The sequence below is a fragment of the Polaromonas sp. JS666 genome, assembly GCF_000013865.1.
In the GTDB taxonomy this organism is placed as follows: domain Bacteria; phylum Pseudomonadota; class Gammaproteobacteria; order Burkholderiales; family Burkholderiaceae_C; genus Polaromonas.
In genome coordinates, this window is sequence record NC_007948.1 from 4,334,695 (window position 1) to 4,351,954 (window position 17,260).

Below are 17,260 nucleotides of genomic sequence, written 5' to 3' on the forward strand. Positions count from 1 at the left end.
GCGCACTCGCGCGCCGCCGAAAGAGGCGGCCAAGAGCCCAAAAGCCCGCTACAGGGCGTTGCCCCCTGAGCGGCCCTGGTGCACCTTGCGCGCACGGCGTTTTTTGGCCACCGGTGGCACGGGCGCCTCGACTACCGGCGTGGACTCCGGCACCAGCAGCAGCACGTCTTTCACGCCCAGTCCCATCATGCCCAGGGCCTCGGCCGCGGCGCGGCTCACATCGATGACCCGGCCCGCGCCGAAGGGGCCGCGGTCGTTGATGCGCACCTCGACCTCGCGTCCCGTCACGAGGCTGCGCACGCGCACCAGCGTGCCGAAGGGCAGGGTCTTGTGGGCTGCCGTCAGCGCATGCATGTCGTAGCGTTCACCGCTGGCCGTGCGCCGGCCATGAAAGCGGGGCCCGTACCACGATGCCTGGCCGCGCTCGAGTTCGCGGGGTACCTCGCCGGCCAGCAACTCCGGCTCGGCCGCCACGGACGGGTTGGCCGGCGCGGGACCCCCCATCGGATCTGCCGGTGCCGTCGGAGCAGTGACCGCAGGCTTGGTGGCCGGGCCGGGTGGAAAGCCGGACGGCGGCTGCACCGGCGGGGCTGTCGCACAGCCCGCCAGCACGGCCAGCAGGCTTGCAACAATCCAGACCCTGACAGCGCCCTGGTGCACAGGCTTACCTGGTGCAGTGTTGCATGCCATCAGGCCCTGTACTGCAAACGCCGAAGAATCTCCGTCGTCGCAGCGGCCTGGTTCATCGTATAAAAATGAATGCCGGGCACGCCAGCCGTGCAGAGCTGGTCGCACAGCTCGGTGACCACGTCGAGGCCAAAGCTCTTGATGGACGCCGTGTCGTCGCCGAAGCCCTGCAGCCGCAGGCGGATCCAGCGGGGGATTTCCGCGCCGCAGGCATCGGAAAAGCGCATGAGCTGCGTGGAGCTGGTAATGGGCATGATGCCGGGCACCACCGGCACATCCAGGCCAAGTTTGCGCACATCGTCCACAAACCGAAAGTAGGCGTCCGCGTTGAAAAAGTACTGGGTGATGGACGAATTGGCGCCGGCCCTGACCTTGGTGGCAAAAGCCTGCAGGTCGGCATCGGCCGACTTGGCCTGCGGGTGAACTTCAGGATACGCCGCCACTTCAATGTGAAAAGCGTCTCCGGTTTCTTCACGGATGAAAGCCACCAGGTCGCTGGCGTAATGAAACTCACCGCCAATGCCATAGCCGCTGGGCAGATCACCGCGCAGGGCGACCAGGTACTTCACGCCCATGGCCTGCAGGGTCGCCAGCTGCTGGCGCACCGTGATCTTGGTCGCGCCAATGCACGAGAAATGACAGGCCGCGATCACGCCTTCGTCCAGGATTTCCTTGACGGTGCCAAAGGTGCCTTCTTGCGTGGAGCCACCCGCGCCAAAGGTCACGGAGCAAAACTCCGGCTTGTGCGCGTACAGGGCCTGGCGGGTCACGCGCAGCTTGTCTGCGCCCTCAGGCGTCTTGGGAGGAAAGAATTCAAAACTGATGGGAAGGTTCATCGCAAGATCTCAATCGTTGTCGGTTTTCTTGTCGCGCCGCTTGCCGCGCGCCGGTCCCGGCTGGCCCGCATGCGCGGCTTCCGGGTCTTCATGCGGTTCGCGCGAGGCAGCGCGGGGAAGGCGCTTGGGCGCCTTGCGTTGCGGGGCAGCGGGCAGCGGCTGGCTCTCGCCGGCGTTGTCGTGGCCTTTGACCGCATAGATGAAAAACTCGCGGTTGCCGTCACCGCCGTCAATCGGCGAAGCCAGCCAGGCCTTGACGTCCAGCCCCAGCGCAATACAGGCATCGCGCAGGCGCTTTTCCACAAACTCAAACAGCGCCGCTTCGCGCACAATGCCGCCCTTGCCTATCTGGCCCGGCTGCAGCTCGAACTGCGGCTTGACCAGCATCAGCACATCGCCGCCGGGCTTGAGCAGGCGCACCACGGCGGGCAGCACCAGCGTGAGCGAAATGAAGGACAGGTCACCGGTCAGGAAGTCAAAGTCCGCATCAAGGGGGGTCTCGGCCTCCAGCCCGGCTTCATCATCATCAAATCCGCCCTCATCAGCCCCCGCTTCATGGGCAGGACCAGCGATCAGGTCCATAGCCGTCATGGACCGCGCATTGACGCCTTCGATGCAGACAACCCGCGGGTCAGCACGCATGCTGGCGTGCAGCTGGCCATGGCCCACGTCCACGCCCACCACCTGCGCCGCACCGTGCTGCAGCAGGCAGTCGGTAAAGCCGCCGGTCGACTGGCCGATGTCCAGGCAGCGCAGGCCGGTGACATCGACACCCGTGCTTTTCAGCGCCCCTTCAAGCTTCAGGCCACCGCGCGAGATGTATTTGGCCTCGGTGTTGTCGAGCACCTGCAGCTCGGCGCCGTCCGGCACTTCATCGCCGTTTTTGGCAACCTTTTTCCACGCACCGTCTTCTTCGGCGCGCCACTGCACACCCGAGGCAATCAGGCGCTGGGCCTGGGAGCGGGTGGTGGCAAAGCCATGTTCGACGAGGAATAAGTCAGCGCGCATGTAGCTCCATGGAGTGAGCCTCTCGCCTGAAGGCATTCAGACGGAGGCTTTGTCTTGCCCAGAGGGGCCTGTCTTGCCCCCTCTCCCTTTGGGAGAGGGTTGGGGTGAAGGCCAGCGGCCTTAAAAAAGCTCGCTTGACAACTGACGCCGCCAGCCCTCACCCCTGCCCTCTCCCAGGGGGAGAGGGAGGAATACCCGCCGCTTGATCAATAGCGGTAGGTGTTGGCCTTGTACGGGCCTGCCTTCGACACACCGATATAAGCCGCCTGCTCGTCGCTCAACTCGGTCAGCATCGCGCCGACCTTCTTGAGGTGCAAACGCGCGACCTTTTCATCGAGGTGCTTGGGCAGCACATAGACCTTGCCCACTTCGTAGTCGGCCTGCTTGGTGAACAACTCGATCTGCGCAATGGTCTGGTTGGCAAAGCTGGACGACATCACGAAGCTGGGGTGGCCGGTGCCGCAGCCCAGGTTCACCAGGCGGCCCTTGGCCAGCAGGATGATGCGTTTGCCATCGGGGAAGATCACGTGATCGACTTGCGGCTTGATCTCTTCCCAGGTGCATTTTTCCAGCGAGGCGACGTCGATTTCATTGTCGAAATGGCCGATGTTGCAGACGATGGCCTGATCTTTCATCTTCGCCATGTGCTCGTAGGTGATGACGTTCTTGTTGCCGGTGGCGGACACAAAGATGTCGGCCTTGTCGGCGGCGTATTCCATGGTCACGACCTTGTAGCCTTCCATCGCGGCCTGCAGGGCGTTGATCGGATCGATCTCGGTCACCCACACCTGGGCGCTCAGGGCACGCAGGGCCTGGGCCGAGCCCTTGCCCACGTCGCCGTAACCGGCCACGCAAGCCACCTTGCCGGCCACCATCACGTCGGTGGCGCGCTTGATGGCGTCGACCAGCGACTCGCGGCAACCGTAGAGGTTGTCGAACTTGGACTTGGTGACCGAGTCGTTGACGTTGATGGCGCGCAGGGCCAGCGTGCCCTTGGCCGACATTTCATTGAGGCGCAGCACGCCGGTGGTGGTTTCTTCGGTCACGCCGATGATGTTCTTCAGGCGGCGGCTGTACCAGGTCGGATCTTGCGCCAGTTTGGCCTTGATCGAGTTGAACAGGCAGATTTCTTCTTCGCTGGTCGGCTTGGAGATCAGGCTGGCGTCTTTTTCGGCCTTGGTGCCCAGGTGCATCAGCAGCGTGGCATCGCCGCCGTCGTCCAGGATCATGTTCGGGCCTTCTTCAGGCGTGCCCTTGGCACCGCTGAATTCGAAGATCCTGTGGGTGTAGTCCCAGTAGTCGGCCAGGGTCTCGCCCTTGATGGCAAACACCGGCGTGCCCTTGGCGGCAATCGCGGCGGCGGCATGGTCCTGCGTCGAGAAAATGTTGCACGAAGCCCAGCGCACGTCGGCGCCCAGCGCCTGCAGCGTCTCGATCAGCACGCCGGTCTGGATGGTCATGTGCAGTGAGCCGGTGATGCGCGCGCCCTTCAGGGGCTGTGCCTTGGCGAATTCTTCGCGAATGGCCATCAGGCCGGGCATCTCGGTCTGGGCAATGTTCAGTTCCTTGCGGCCCCAGTCGGCGAGCGACAGGTCGGCAATGATGTGGTCGGCGGCGGCAGATACGGGTTTCAGGACAGCGCTCATACGGTTCTCCAAATTCAAACGTCAACTGGGCAAAATCGCCACGGGCATGGGGCTTTCGGGGGCGGGAGAATTCAGTCATTCACCCGGCTTGAGAGCACATGCGGGTGAGCGTGGTTGCAATGAAGTCCTGAGCCTGGTCCACGTGATGTGGGTTGCAACGCTCCTCAGGAAGCCTGAATTATACCGAAACCGCCCCGCAGGCAATGCACCAGCAGGGGCCGCGGGCGTAGCGGCCCCCGAGGGGCTGGAGCCCGCGGCTCCAAGCCTGCCTGCGCAGGCTTGGACGGGCGACAGAGGCGAAGCGTCTGGCGAGCCGCGGCCTGCAAGGCCTCGGGCGCTACACGAAGTGAGCAACCGTGGGGGCACCCCAGCATGCGAAAATTTCACGATGCAAGAACTCGACAACTGGCCCGCTGACGAGCGCCGCCGGATCTCCGGTGTTTTCACCGACATCGACGACACCCTGACCACCGAAGGGGCGATTACCCTTGATGCGCTGGAGGGCTTGGCTGAATTGAAAGCCGCCGGGTTCAAGGTGGTGGCGATCACCGGACGGCCGGTGGGCTGGAGCGAACCTTTCGCGGCAAGCTGGCCGGTCGATGCCATCGTGGCCGAAAACGGCGCGGTGGCACTGCTGCCGGAGCCCCAAAGCGCCGCGCCGCGGCCGCTCTCAAAAATCTACCAGCAGGACGCGGCCACGCGTGCAGCCAACGTCAGCCGCATGCGGGCTGTGCTGGCGCGCATAGAGCGCGAACTGCCCGGCATCCACCGCGCCACCGACTCGCCAGGCCGCGAAACCGACATCGCCATCGACCACAGCGAGTTCGCGCAGCTCAGCGAAGCGCAGATCGCCGTGGTGGTGGCGCTGATGAAAAGCGAGGGCATGCACGCCACGGTGAGCAGCATCCACATCAACGGCTGGTACGGCGGCCACAACAAGCTTGAAGGCGCGCGCTGGATTGTTCGTGAACTCTGGCAGCGCGACCTCGACGCCGAGATGGCGCGCTGGGTCTACGTGGGCGATTCGACCAACGACCAGCTGATGTTCAAGGCCTTTGCCAACAGCGTGGGCGTGGCCAACATCGCGCGCTTTGTGCCGCAGCTGGCGCACCTGCCGCGCTATGTGACGCGGGGCGAGCGCGGCGCGGGCTTTGCCGAGGTGGCGAAGATTTTGCTCACCCCTGCTGACACTCACTTCGTGTAGCGTCCCCTCCCCTTCCAGGGGACGAAGAAACATCACCCCTATCGGACGCGCACTTCGTGTCGCGCCTTTTCCCCTTCCAGGGGACGGCGCCTGCAGCCCGGCAAAGCCGGTTCCGCGGCCCCTGCTGATTAACGGAGGGCGGCAGCGCGGCGCAAAGCCGTCCAGCGCAGCCAGGCGCCCAGGGCGGCCACCGCCAACACCAGCGCCGCATACCCTTCCACCGTGACCGGCAGGCCCAGCGGCGCGATCAGCCGGCCGGCCAGCATGGCCGGCACGCTGAAAGCCAGATAGCTGGTGGCATACAGCCCGGCAAACAGCTCTGCCCGCTGATGCGGCTGCGCGAGCGGGGCAAGCGTCTGTACCTGCGCCGAGAAGGCCGAGCCGCCGCCGAAACCGGCCAGCGCCGTTCCCGCGAAGAACAGCCCCACAGAATGCGTGGCCAGCGACACGGCCACGAGGCCGGCGCCCGCGGCCAGCAGGCTCATGCCCAGCGCGCTCATGCGCACAGCCGGCAGGCTTTTGAGCAAGGTCGGTGAAGCGGCGCCCAGGCCGAAAAAGGTGGCGATCGCCAGGCCGTTGACGATGCCGTCGTGGATGCCGAAGATTTGCTGCAGCACCGAAGGCACCAGCGACAGGTACAGGCCCGCGAGCGACCATACCGCCAGCATCGTCGGCACCCCGCGCACAAATTCAGCACGCGCCTGCACCGGCACCGAAATGCGCGGCACCAGCGAGGCCAGCGCGCCGGGGCGCGGCGTGACGCTTTCCGGAAGGAACAGCGTGGCCACCGCACCCGTCACGCAGATGGCGGCCAGCACGCCGAACACCAGCGGCACCGGGTGCAGCGCGAGCTTGACCGCGATGCCCGTCAGCAAGGCGCCCACGGCCAGCCCCGCCAGCGGCGAGACGCTGCCTATCATCGCGCCCAGCCGTTTTTGCGACGCCGGGGCCGCTTCCACCACCGCCGCCGTCAGCGCGCCGCTGACCATGCCGGTCGCGATGCCCTGGACGACGCGCGCGGCGATGATGCCGCCTATGCCCTCGGCCAGCAAAAAGGTCAGCATCGCGCCGGCCTGCAGCAGCAGGGCGACAAACACCACGGGGCGCCGGCCGATGTGGTCGGACAGCGATCCGGCCACCAGCAGCGAGGCCAGCAGCGCAATCGCATAAATCGCGAACGCCACCGTCAGCAGCGCCGGCGAAAAGCCCCACTGCTGCTGGAATACGACAAACAGCGGCGACGGCGCGCTGCCCGCCACGAAGAACGCGAACAACAGGACCGCCAGCAGCGGGAAGGCGGCCGCAGGCGACAGTTGCCAGCGGGCGGCCGTGGCGGAGGAAGAGGCGTGCAAAGAGGGGACGGCAGGTGCGGTCATGGGAAACGCTCGACTTTCTTAAAGCAAATTTATTTGCGTTTGTGAATTCTACGCCCAGTTTTAAATTAACGCAAATATCATTGCTTTAAGCTAGAATCAGCGCATGAACACCCCCATGACGCCCCAGATCAAACGCCCCGGCGGCCGCAGCGCGCAGGTGCAGTCCGTGGTGCGAAAAGCGCTGGAAGAACTGATTGCCGAGGAAGGCCGCGACAAGGTCACCGTGCCGGCCGTGGCCGAGCGCGCCGGCGTCAGCGCCTCCAGCATTTACAGGCGCTGGGGCGACGTGAACGGCCTGCTGGGCGAAACCGCGACCGAGCGGCTGGACCCGAACCGCCCGCTGCCCGAGACAGGCAACCTGAAAGCCGAACTCGCGGCCTGGGCCCGGGGGCTGATCACCCACCTCAACAAGCCCGGCAACACCTCGATGCTGAAGGCGGCGGCCGCGCTGGCCGGATCGGAAGAGACCAACTGCCTGAAAAACCGCCGCGCCGAAGCCACCGTGCTGGTGAACCGGGCCCAGGCGCGCGGCGACGCCACACCCAGCGTGCAGCAGGTACTGGACCACATGATGGCCCCCATCATTTACCGGCTGATTTTTGGCTCCGGCGTGGAGCCTGCGCTTGCCGACCAGCTGGCCGACGAGCTGTTTGCAATGGCCGGCATCACACATACCCGTTCGTCCTGAGCAAGATATTCGTCCGCGGGCCGAAAGGCGTTTGGAAGAAACAGCGGGCGCGCGAAGGTGCTAGTGTGCGTGGCGTGGAGTCTCTGGGATCAAGACCGATCGATTTTTGGTGCCTTTGTGCCCGTCCCTGAGTATGGTTGCGACATCGTCGGCGAGTATGGTGAGCAGGCCGCGCCGCATTGTGGTGATGTGCCCGTATCCCGATTGAGAGACTGAGCTTTACGACATGTCCATGCCCCAGAAGCTTTCACGGTAACTCAACGGTGAAGGACTTTTATGGCAATGAAGGCACGCAAGCCCGAATGGACGATCACGCACCCTGATGCCGCAGGCATTGACGTAGGGTCGGCGTCGCATTTTGTGGCGATTCCCCCGCAGCGCCAAGAGCAAACGGTGCGCGAGTTTGGCTGTCACACGGCCGATCTTGGTCAACTGGCCGACTGGCTGGTAGCCAGCGGCGTCAAGACCGTTGCGGTGGAATCTACGGGGGTGTACTGGGTCGGGCTGTATGAGGTGCTGCAGGCGCGTGGACTGGACGTGTGGCTGGTCAATGCCAAGAGCGTGCGCCACGTCAGCGGGCGCAAGTCTGATGTACTCGATTGCCAATGGCTGCAGCAGCTGCACACCTTTGGCCTATTGCAGCGCGCGTTTCGCCCGACCTCGGCGGTGTGTGGTTTGCGCGAGATCGTGCGCTTGCGCCAGACCCAGTTGCAAGAGCGTGCGCGCCATGTGCAGCGCATGCAAAAGGCACTGACACAGATGAATTTGCAACTCACCAATGTGCTCAGCGATATCGTGGGCAACAGCGGCCTGGCCATCTTGAGAGCCATCGTGCAAGGCGAGCGCGATACGTACAAGCTGGCGGCCTTGTGCAACTACCGGGTTCGGGCCAGTCGGGACGAGGTCGCCAAGAGTTTGGAAGGCACTTGGGCTTTCGAGCACCTACTGTGCTTGAAGCTTGAATTAGCGGCCTTCGAGCACGCCAGCGCACAACTGGGTGAGATTGATGAGCACATTCAGACCCTGCTCAAAGGCTTTGCCGTGCATGAGCGAGAGGCCAAAGCCGACCCGAACAAAGGACGTGGCAAGAATGCGCCCAGGTTTAATCTGCGCACGGCGCTGCTCAATTGGAGTGGCGTGGACTTGACGGCCGTGCCCGGCATTGACGCGACCACAGCCATGAATGTGCTGTGCGAGTTGGGCTGCACGCTGCACGAGTTTGCCACTGCAGGGCATTTCTGTTCATGGCTGGGCTTGTGCCCGGGCACGCGCATCACGGGCGGCAAGCGCCTGTCCGGCGCCACCAAGCGAGTGCCCAATCGGGTCAGCTTGGCGCTCAAGCTGGCCGCGCAAGGGCTGACACGCGCCCACTGCGCATTGGGCGGGTATTACCGACGCATGGCGCTACGCATGGGCACAGCCAAAGCCATCACAGCAGTGGCTCACAAACTGGCACGCATCATTTACGCCATGCTCACCAAGAGCCAAGAATTTGTTGAGACTGATCAATCGGCGTACGAGCAACGCAGCCAAGCCAAGAGGCTCAAGACCGTTCAGCGCCAAGCTGCACAAATGGGCTTCGACCTTGTCCCAAAGACCTGCCCCATCGCCGTTTGAGCCTCAAAGCACCGCCAACACAAATACGCTAACCTATTGAATAAAAAAGAGATTCTTAGCTGTTTCTTGAGAGCCTGTCGAAGGACATTCCCATGCCCCACAGGCTTCGACAAGCTCAGCCCGAACGGTTTTAACGGTTGTGCATGGTCCAGCAGAGGCCGCGGAACTGGCCTTGGCCTGTCCTGAGCCTGTCGAAGGGCCTGGCCGCAGGCACCGTCCCCTGCAAGGGAAAAAGAGGCTACACGCAGTGTGCCTCGATAGGGGTGTGCTATTTCCCAGCAGGCGCCACGGAACCGGCTTAGCCGGGCCGCAGGCGCCGTCCCCTGCAAGGGGAAAAGGGACTACACGCAGTGAGTCCCGATAGGGGTGTGCTACTGATCACGATAGGGGTGTGCCTAATCTTTAGGCTTGGCCAACCCGAGCTTGTCGATCAAGACCTTCTCCCGGCCGACCGTGTTCTGCGCGAACTTCGTGTATTCGGCCGAGCTCATGTAGTTGGGCAGCATGTCGTAGCGGCCCAGGGCCGCGACGTAGCTGGGTTCTTCCATGGCTTTTTTGAAGGCATCGTGCAGCCGCTTGACGACCTCGGGCGGCGTGCCCTTGGGTGCGCCAATGCCAAAGGGCGAGTTCTGCACGATGTCGTAGCCCAGCTCTTTCAGCGTGGGCGCATTGGGGAATTTGTCGAGCCGCTTCTCGCCCCAGGTGTTGAGTACGCGCAGCTTGCCGGCCTCGACCTGCGGCGCAAAGCCGGTGCTGTCGGCGCCCGCCATCAGCTGGCCGCTGACCAGTGCGAGCATCATGTCGGCGCTGCCTTTGTAGGGCACATGCTGCAGTTCGATGCCGGCCTTTTGCGCGATCAGCTCGGTCGTCAGGTGCGGGCTGGTCAGCGTGCCGGTGGAACCGTAGGTCAGCTTGCCGGGATTGGCCTTGGCGTAGGCGACAAAGTCGGCCCAGGTCTTGAACGGGCTGTCGGCCGGCACCACGATGCCGAAGGCGTAGCCGGTCACATTGATGATGTAGCTGAGGTCCTTGACCGGGTCCCAGTTGATCTTGGTGGTGTAGCCGAGCCGGAACACGCCCAGCGGAATCTGCGCCAGCGTGTAGCCGTCGGGCGCCGAGGTTTGCAGCTGCTGGGCCGGCAGCGTGCCGCCCGCACCGGGCTTGTTTTCCACCACCACCGTCTGGCCCAGGATTTTCGACGCGTTGTCGGCCAGCGAGCGCATGGTGATGTCGGTCGGCCCGCCTGCCGGGAAGGCGACGATCAGCTTGATGGGCCGGACCGGAAAGCTGGAGACCTGGGCCTGCGCGACACCCAGCGCGGCCAGGGTGGAGGTGGCCAGCGCGGCGGCGGTTTGCAGTAATTGGCGGCGTTGCATAAGGGACTCCCGAAGTGATGGCGTGGTTTATCTGCCGCCATCATGCATGCGCCAGGCCCCCACCACATCAGGGCAACACCTGAAGGCCTGTCGCACCCGTGTCAGGCGATTTCACGCCTCAAACCCGCGCCAGCACACTTTGCAACGCTTTCCCGGTGTGCGTACCGAGTTTGACCACGGCTTCCGGTGGCCCCGCGGCAACGATCTGTCCTGCGGCATCGTGCCATCAGCGCCCAGTTCCCCCGCATAATCCGGTGACAGCTGCACGCACTACACCCTGGCAAATCCTGTGGAGGTGGCCAACAGGCACCCACAGCAGGGAAAATTGCCGCTCGAAGATGATGCGCAGACACCTGAAGGTGGTAAGCGGGACTTACCACCTTTGCCGCCAGAACTGGCGGAGAGGTTGCCCGCCCCGGGTCAGCGGATGGGTGAAACAGCCTTACGCCAGCTCATCCGTGATTTGTGCGGGTGGCAACCGTTGCGGGGTGAGGAGCTTGCCACCTTGCTCGGCAAGGACCTCAAGTACCTGCGCAACAAGCACCTGTCAGCCATGGTTCAGGCGGGCAAGCTGGCCTTTCAATACCCAGAATCTCCAAATCACGCGTTGCAGGCCTACAAGCTTCCGAAAAAACACTGAAATTGTCCTTTAGCCCAAATAAATCGGGCGCCACAACCACAAATCCAATAGCAAACCAGCGCACCTTACACCCTCGCCAGCACACTTTGCAACGCATTCCCGGTGTGCGTGCCCAGCTTCACGACAGCCTCCGGCGGCGCCGAGGCGACGACCTGCCCACCGGCGTCACCGCCATCGGGACCCAGGTCAATCACCCAGTCGGCCTCAGCCACCACGTCCAGGTCGTGCTCGATGACCACTACGCTGTGGCCGCCGTTGACCAGGCGGTGCAGCACGTGAATCAGCTTTTCCACGTCGGCCATGTGCAGGCCCACCGTGGGCTCGTCCAGCACGTACAGCGTGTGCGGCGCCTTCTGGCCGCGCCGCGTGATGTCGTCGCGCACCTTGCTCAGCTCCGTCACCAGCTTGATGCGCTGCGCCTCGCCGCCCGACAGCGTTGGCGAAGGCTGGCCCAGCGTGAGGTAGCCCAGGCCCACATCCTTGAGCAGCTGCAACGGGTGGGCAATGCTGGGCATGGAGGCAAAAAACGCCACCGCCTCATCCACTTCCATTTTCAGCACGTCGCCTATGCTTTTGCCGCGCCAGGTCACGGCCTGCGTCTCGGGGTTGAAGCGCGCGCCGTGGCAGGTCTCGCACAGCACCTTCACGTCGGGCAGAAAGCTCATGCCGATGGTGCGCACACCGGCGCCCTCGCAGGTCGGGCAGCGCCCCTCGCCGGTGTTGAAGCTGAAGCGCCCGGCCCCGTAGCCGCGCGCCCGCGCTTCCAGCGTGTCGGCAAACAGCTTGCGAATCGTGTCCCAGAAACCGATGTAGGTGGCCGGGCAGGAGCGCGGCGTCTTGCCGATGGGTGTCTGATCAACTTCCAGCACGCGGTCCACCGCGGCGTAGCCCTCGATGCGCTCGCAGCCCGCCCAGTCAGGCGTCTTGCCCTTGTCGTCAGCATCGCGCCCGGCCTTGGTGGAGCGCAGCATCACGCCCGCATGCACATTGGTCAGCAGCACGTCGCGCGCCAGCGTGGACTTGCCGGAGCCCGACACGCCGGTGACCGCCACCAGCCGGTACAGCGGCACATCGACCGACACGCTCTTGAGGTTGTGCAGGCCGGCATTGACCACGGTGAGCCAGGAGGTGAATTTGCTCGCGGCAGCGGGTGCGGCGTTGTGCAGCGCACTGGCGCTTGCTGCGGCCGCCTTCAATGCTGCGGCTTTCAGCGCGGCCTGCTTTTGTTTGCTCAGGGGCTTGGCAGGGGAGCCCTCACCCCCGCCCTCTCCCAGAGGGAGAGGGAGCAAGCCCGTTTCGCTCCCTCGCCCCTCTGGGGAGAGGGCTGGGGTGAGGGGCTTCTCCGTTTCGCGGCGGGCATGCAGCGGATGGATCAGCGGGTGTGCGAGGTAGCGGCCGGTCAGCGACTCCGGCACCGCAGACAATTGCGCCGCCGTGCCCTGGGCCACCAGTTGCCCGCCGCGCTTGCCCGCGCCGGGCCCGATGTCGATGATGTTGTCGGCACGGCGTATCGTGTCTTCGTCGTGCTCCACCACCACCAGCGTGTTGCCGCGGTCGCTGAGCTTGCCCAGCGCGCTGAGCAGGATCTGGTTGTCGCGCGGATGCAGGCCGATGGTGGGCTCGTCGAGCACGTAGCAGACGCCCTGCAGGTTGGACCCCAGTTGCGCCGCCAGCCGGATGCGCTGGGCTTCGCCGCCCGACAGCGTGGGCGCGCCGCGGTCCAGCGTGAGGTAGCCCAGGCCCACGTCCTCGAGAAACTCCAGCCGGCTTTTGATTTCGGGCACCAGGTCGCGGGCAATGCCGGCCTCGCGGCCTGCCAGCGCCAGTTTTTCAACCCAGCGGCGAACATCCGTCACCGACAGGCCGGCGATGTCGGCAATGCCCACACCGGCAAATTTCACCGCGCGCGCCTGTTTGTTCAGGCGCGTGCCTTCGCAGGTGGGGCAAGCGGCATCGACCACATCGTCGACCTCCGGCTCGCCAAAAGTCTGCTCGCGGCCCTTGTTGTCGTCGTCGCGCACCGAGTCGTCAAACACCTTGCGCTGCTCCTTGCTGAGCTTGACGCCCGTCCCCACGCAATCGGGGCACCAGCCGTGCTTGCTGTTGTAGCTGAAGAGGCGCGGATCGAGTTCGGGGTAAGACGTCGAGCAGACCGGGCAGGCGCGCTTGGTGGAGAAGGCCTCCAGCCGGCCCAGGCCCTTGGTGGAGGCGCCCGCCATCATCGCGCCGCGCAGGCCGTCCAGCGGGGCCAGCACATGCACCACGCCCTTGCCATGCTCCAGTGCAGTGGCCAGCGCAACCCGCAGCGCGGCTTCGTTCTCGGGCGTGACGTGGATGTCCGCCACCGGCAGCTCGACCGTGTGCTCCTTGAAGCGGTCAATGCGCGGAAAACCGGTGGTCGGCAAAAACTCGCCGTCGATGCGCAAATGCGTATAGCCGCGCGGCCGGGCCCAGTCGGCCAACTCGGTGTAGACGCCCTTGCGGGCAATCACCAGCGGCGCCAGCAGGCCGATGTGCTGGCCGCGGTAGGTCTTGAGCAACTGGGCCGCGATGCTCTCCGGGCTCTGCGGCATCACCGCCGCACCGTCCTTGGTGCAATGCTGCACCCCCAGCTTCACATACAGCAGGCGCAGGAAATGCCAGACCTCGGTGGTGGTGCCCACGGTGGACTTGCGCCCGCCGCGCGACAGGCGCTGTTCGATGGCCACGGTGGGCGGAATGCCGTACACCGCATCAACTTCAGGCCGCCCGGCCGGCTGCACGATGCTGCGCGCATAGGCATTGAGCGACTCGAGATAACGCCGCTGACCTTCGTTGAACAAAATGTCAAAGGCCAGCGTGGACTTGCCCGAGCCTGACACGCCGGTGACCACATTGAACTTGCCGCGCGGAATGTCGACCGACAGGCTCTTGAGGTTGTTTTCCTTGGCGTTGACGATCTGGATCAGGTTGGAGAAGGCCGGCCGCGTGGTCCAGGCCTTGGGCCGGACCTCTTCCACGCCATGCACCTGGCCCATGGCCAGCTCGTACTCGCGCAGCGCCTTGGCGGTGTGCGAGGTCGGGTGCTGGCGCACCTCTTCGGGCGTACCTTGGGCCACCAGCAGGCCGCCCCCCTCGCCGCCCTCGGGCCCGAGGTCGATCAGCCAGTCGGCCGAGCGAATCACATCCAGGTTGTGTTCAATGACGATCAGCGAATGGCCCGCATCCATCAGCTTGCGCAGCGCGCGCATGAGTTTGGCAATGTCGTCAAAGTGCAGGCCGGTGGTCGGCTCGTCAAACAGGAACAGCGTGCCGCGGCCCGGGTGCTTGAGCGCCAGCGCCTGCTTGCTTGCACTGCTCTTGCTTGCCGTCCTCGAGGCTTCGGCCAGAAAGCCAGCCAGCTTGAGGCGCTGCGCCTCGCCGCCCGACAGCGTGGGCACGGGCTGGCCCAGCTTCACGTACTCCAGGCCCACATCCACGATGGGCTGCAGCGCGCGCAGCACTTCGCGGTCCTGCGCGAACAGCTGCACGGCTTCGCTGACCGTCAGCTCCAGCACATCGGACACATTCATCAGCACCGGCTTGAGCTGGCCGATGGCCTTGCGCTCAATCGTCACCTCCAGGATTTCCGGCCGGTAGCGCTTGCCGTCGCAGTCGGGGCAACGCAGGTACACGTCACTCAAAAACTGCATCTCCACATGCTCGAAGCCCGAGCCGCCGCAGGTCGGGCAGCGCCCGTCGCCGTTGTTGAAACTGAATTTGGTGGCGGTGTAGCTGCGCTGCCTGGCCAGCGGTGACTGGGCAAACAGTTCGCGCACCGCATCCCAAGCGCCTACATAGCTCGCGGGGTTGGAGCGCGCCGTCTTGCCGATGGGCGACTGGTCGACAAACACCACGTCGGTCAGGTGGTCGGCCCCCATGAGCCGGTCATGCAGGCCCGGCGTTTCCGTGGCCTTGCCAAACTGGCGCAGCAAGGCGGGCGCGAGGATGTCCTGCATCAACGTGGACTTGCCGGAGCCGCTGACACCGGTGACGCACACCAGGCGCTGCAGCGGGAACTCCACCGTCAGATTTTTCAGGTTGTGGTCGCGGGCGCCTTCGAGGATGAGGCGCGGAGTGTTGTCGCTCACCGCGCGCTTGAGCCCCAGGCCCACCCGCTTGCGCGAGCCCAGGTAGGCGCCGGTCAGCGTGTCGGCGTGCCGGAGGTCCTCGGGCGTGCCGTCAAACACGATCTGCCCGCCCTTCTCGCCCGGGCCGGGTCCCATGTCTATCATGCGGTCGGCCGCCAGCATCACGGCGGGGTCATGCTCCACCACCACCAGCGTATTGCCGGCATCGCGCAACCGGTGCATGGCCTGGGTGATGCGGTTCATGTCGCGCGGATGCAGGCCGATGGACGGCTCATCGAGCACGAACAGCGTGTTGACCAGCGAGGTGCCCAGCGCGGTGGTGAGGTTGATGCGCTGCACCTCGCCACCCGACAGCGTGCGGCTTTGCCGGTCCAGCGTGAGGTAGCCAATGCCGACATCGCACAGGTATTTCACGCGGGTCTGGATTTCCTCGAACAGCAGTTTGAGGGCCTTCTGTTCCGCATCGTCCCCTTCGGCGGCCAGCGACAGGCTGGCAAAGAATTTCTGCAGGCGGTCAATCGGCAGGCGCATCAGGTCATGCAGGCACAGGCCCGGCAAGGCTTCGAGCTGCTGGCGGCTCCACTGCACGCCCACCGGCATGAAGCGCTGGCCAGGCGGCAGCACCGCATCGGCAGCCTCTTTGGAGCCAAGCCGCCAGAGCAGCGACTCCAGCTTGAGGCGCGCGCCGCCGCAGGTCTCGCACTGGGTGTAGCTGCGGTACTTGGACAGCAGCACACGGATGTGCATTTTGTAGGCCTTGCTTTCCAGGTAGGCAAAGAAGCGCTTGATGCCGAACCAGTGCTGGTTCCATTTGCCGTTCCAGCTCGGCGAACCGTTGATCACCCAGGCCTGCTGCTCGGGCGTGAGCTTGTACCAGGGTGTGTCGCGTGGAATGCCGGCCGTTTCGGCATGGCGCATCAAATCGTCCTGCGCTTCCTGCCACGCCGGCGTCTGCATGACCTTGATGGCGCCGGCGCGCAGCGTGAGCTTGTCGTTGGGTATCACCAGCCCGTAGTCGACGCCGATGACCCGGCCGAAGCCGCGGCAGGTCTCGCAGGCGCCCATGGCCGAATTGAAGGAAAACAGCGACGGTGTCGGGTCGGTGTAGCGCGTGTCGCTGTCGGGGCAATGCAGGCCGGTGGAGAAGCGCCACATCTCTTCGGGCGTGGCGGAAGAGGGCGACGCGGGGCCTGCGCCCATCACATACACATTGAGCCGGCCGCCGCCGCGTTTCAGCGCCATTTCGATGGCTTCAATCGCCCGGACTTTTTCGGTGGTCTGGATGCGAAAGCGGTCAGCCACCACGTCGAGCAGCTTGTGCGGGCCGGCCGGTGTGCTGATCTGCCGCTCGGCATGCACCCGCGTGAAGCCGCTGGCGGACAGCCATTGCGTCACCTCTTCAGCGCTGGTGTTGCCGGGCAGCTCGACCGGGAAGGTCATCACAAGACGGACCCCCACGCTTGTCGCTTCGCGTGCCTCCGGCGTTGCGCTGCCCCTTTCATCATGAAGAGGGGCTAATTCTCGCTGGGGTGGCGCTGCCGAAAGTTGGGCTTGCTCCACGGCTGCCGTGCGCGCCATCAGTCCCGCATAAATCGATTCCGGCGAATCATGGCGCACCAGCTGTGCCGTCTGTTTGTCAAACAGCTGGGCGGAGCGGGCATACAAGAGCTTCAGGTGGTCATTGAGCTCCGTCATCGTGCCCACGGTGGAGCGCGAACTGCGCACCGGGTTGCTCTGGTCGATTGCAATGGCCGGCGGCACGCCCTCCACCTTGTCGACAGCGGGCTTGTCCATGCGGTCCAGAAACTGCCGGGCGTAGGCCGAGAACGTCTCGACATAGCGGCGCTGGCCTTCGGCGAACAGCGTGTCGAACACCAGCGAGGACTTTCCCGAACCACTGGGGCCGGTGACCACCGTCAGCTCCCCGGTGCGGATATCCAGGTCAAGATTTTTGAGGTTGTGCTGGCGCGCGCCGCGGATGCGGATGGTTCCCTGGGACATTGCTGGGTCTTTCCTGAAGAGGTCAAACATTCTAGACAGAGGCTCCTCGCGTGCGGAACGTAGGGTTAAAGC

Annotated in this window: 11 protein-coding genes and 1 riboswitch; of the genes, 4 read left to right on the forward strand and 7 right to left on the reverse strand. The window is 64.7% G+C overall.

All coding sequences use genetic code 11. From position 1 onward, the window contains the following. Positions 1-48: 48 nt before the first annotated feature. The 4 genes from BPRO_RS20625 to ahcY all read right to left on the reverse strand — a co-directional run bounded on the left by BPRO_RS20625 (position 49) and on the right by ahcY (position 4,177). A complete protein-coding gene (locus tag BPRO_RS20625) occupies positions 49-690 on the reverse strand; it encodes a septal ring lytic transglycosylase RlpA family protein (RefSeq protein WP_011485011.1) in 642 nt (213 codons plus the stop codon). Further along, the gene (metF, locus tag BPRO_RS20630) at positions 690-1,523 is read right to left on the reverse strand and encodes a methylenetetrahydrofolate reductase [NAD(P)H] (RefSeq protein WP_011485012.1); all 834 of its coding nucleotides are present in this window, start codon (positions 1,521-1,523) and stop codon (positions 690-692) included. Before metF ends, BPRO_RS20625 begins: the two co-directional genes overlap by 1 nt. 9 nt (positions 1,524-1,532) lie before the next feature. Next, entirely contained in the window at positions 1,533-2,531 is a 999-nt protein-coding gene (locus BPRO_RS20635) for a TlyA family RNA methyltransferase (protein ID WP_011485013.1), read from the reverse strand. A gap of 206 nt (positions 2,532-2,737) precedes the next feature. Then, a complete protein-coding gene (gene ahcY, locus BPRO_RS20640; protein ID WP_011485014.1) occupies positions 2,738-4,177 on the reverse strand; it encodes an adenosylhomocysteinase in 1,440 nt (479 codons plus the stop codon). A 99-nt stretch (positions 4,178-4,276) separates the two neighbouring features. Next, positions 4,277-4,349: riboswitch (S-adenosyl-L-homocysteine riboswitch) on the reverse strand. Positions 4,350-4,565: 216 nt separating this feature from the next. Between ahcY and BPRO_RS20645 the strand changes: the two genes are divergently transcribed. Further along, the gene (locus BPRO_RS20645; protein ID WP_011485015.1) at positions 4,566-5,381 is read left to right on the forward strand and encodes an HAD-IIB family hydrolase; all 816 of its coding nucleotides are present in this window, start codon (positions 4,566-4,568) and stop codon (positions 5,379-5,381) included. A 128-nt stretch (positions 5,382-5,509) separates the two neighbouring features. Here BPRO_RS20645 and BPRO_RS20650 read toward each other — a convergent pair whose 3' ends face one another. Then, positions 5,510-6,757: an MFS transporter gene (locus tag BPRO_RS20650; RefSeq protein ID WP_011485016.1), complete on the reverse strand. Its 1,248-nt coding sequence runs from the start codon at positions 6,755-6,757 to the stop codon at positions 5,510-5,512. Positions 6,758-6,860: 103 nt separating this feature from the next. Between BPRO_RS20650 and BPRO_RS20655 the strand changes: the two genes are divergently transcribed. Both BPRO_RS20655 and BPRO_RS20660 read left to right on the forward strand, forming a co-directional pair. Beyond that, positions 6,861-7,445, forward strand: coding sequence for a TetR/AcrR family transcriptional regulator (locus tag BPRO_RS20655; RefSeq protein WP_011485017.1), 585 nt, complete (start codon positions 6,861-6,863; stop codon positions 7,443-7,445). Between the two features lie 276 nt (positions 7,446-7,721). Beyond that, on the forward strand, positions 7,722-9,062 hold the full coding sequence (locus BPRO_RS20660; protein WP_011485018.1) for an IS110 family transposase: 1,341 nt from the start codon (positions 7,722-7,724) through the stop codon (positions 9,060-9,062). 395 nt (positions 9,063-9,457) lie between these two features. On the opposite strand, the gene BPRO_RS20665 is transcribed toward BPRO_RS20660, so the two are convergent. Next, on the reverse strand, positions 9,458-10,438 hold the full coding sequence (locus BPRO_RS20665; protein ID WP_011485019.1) for a tripartite tricarboxylate transporter substrate binding protein: 981 nt from the start codon (positions 10,436-10,438) through the stop codon (positions 9,458-9,460). 325 nt (positions 10,439-10,763) lie between these two features. Between BPRO_RS20665 and BPRO_RS20670 the strand changes: the two genes are divergently transcribed. Next, the gene (locus tag BPRO_RS20670) at positions 10,764-11,078 is read left to right on the forward strand and encodes a hypothetical protein (protein WP_157045841.1); all 315 of its coding nucleotides are present in this window, start codon (positions 10,764-10,766) and stop codon (positions 11,076-11,078) included. Positions 11,079-11,143: 65 nt separating this feature from the next. Here the strand turns inward: BPRO_RS20670 and BPRO_RS20675 are convergent, their stop codons facing one another. Beyond that, positions 11,144-17,188 (reverse strand): excinuclease ABC subunit UvrA, encoded by a 6,045-nt coding sequence (locus BPRO_RS20675; RefSeq protein WP_041388985.1) that lies wholly within the window; start codon positions 17,186-17,188, stop codon positions 11,144-11,146. Positions 17,189-17,260: the final 72 nt, after the last annotated feature.

Bases quoted from the DNA above. Each gene is read 5' to 3' on its own strand.
- BPRO_RS20625 (WP_011485011.1), bottom strand. From the start codon at position 690: ATGGCATGCAACACTGCACCAGGTAAGCCTGTGCACCAGGGCGCTGTC.
- metF (WP_011485012.1), bottom strand. From the start codon at position 1,523: ATGAACCTTCCCATCAGTTTTGAATTCTTTCCTCCCAAGACGCCTGAG.
- BPRO_RS20635 (WP_011485013.1), bottom strand. From the start codon at position 2,531: ATGCGCGCTGACTTATTCCTCGTCGAACATGGCTTTGCCACCACCCGC.
- ahcY (WP_011485014.1), bottom strand. From the start codon at position 4,177: ATGAGCGCTGTCCTGAAACCCGTATCTGCCGCCGCCGACCACATCATT.
- BPRO_RS20645 (WP_011485015.1), top strand. From the start codon at position 4,566: ATGCAAGAACTCGACAACTGGCCCGCTGACGAGCGCCGCCGGATCTCC.
- BPRO_RS20650 (WP_011485016.1), bottom strand. From the start codon at position 6,757: ATGACCGCACCTGCCGTCCCCTCTTTGCACGCCTCTTCCTCCGCCACG.
- BPRO_RS20655 (WP_011485017.1), top strand. From the start codon at position 6,861: ATGAACACCCCCATGACGCCCCAGATCAAACGCCCCGGCGGCCGCAGC.
- BPRO_RS20660 (WP_011485018.1), top strand. From the start codon at position 7,722: ATGGCAATGAAGGCACGCAAGCCCGAATGGACGATCACGCACCCTGAT.
- BPRO_RS20665 (WP_011485019.1), bottom strand. From the start codon at position 10,438: ATGCAACGCCGCCAATTACTGCAAACCGCCGCCGCGCTGGCCACCTCC.
- BPRO_RS20675 (WP_041388985.1), bottom strand. From the start codon at position 17,188: ATGTCCCAGGGAACCATCCGCATCCGCGGCGCGCGCCAGCACAACCTC.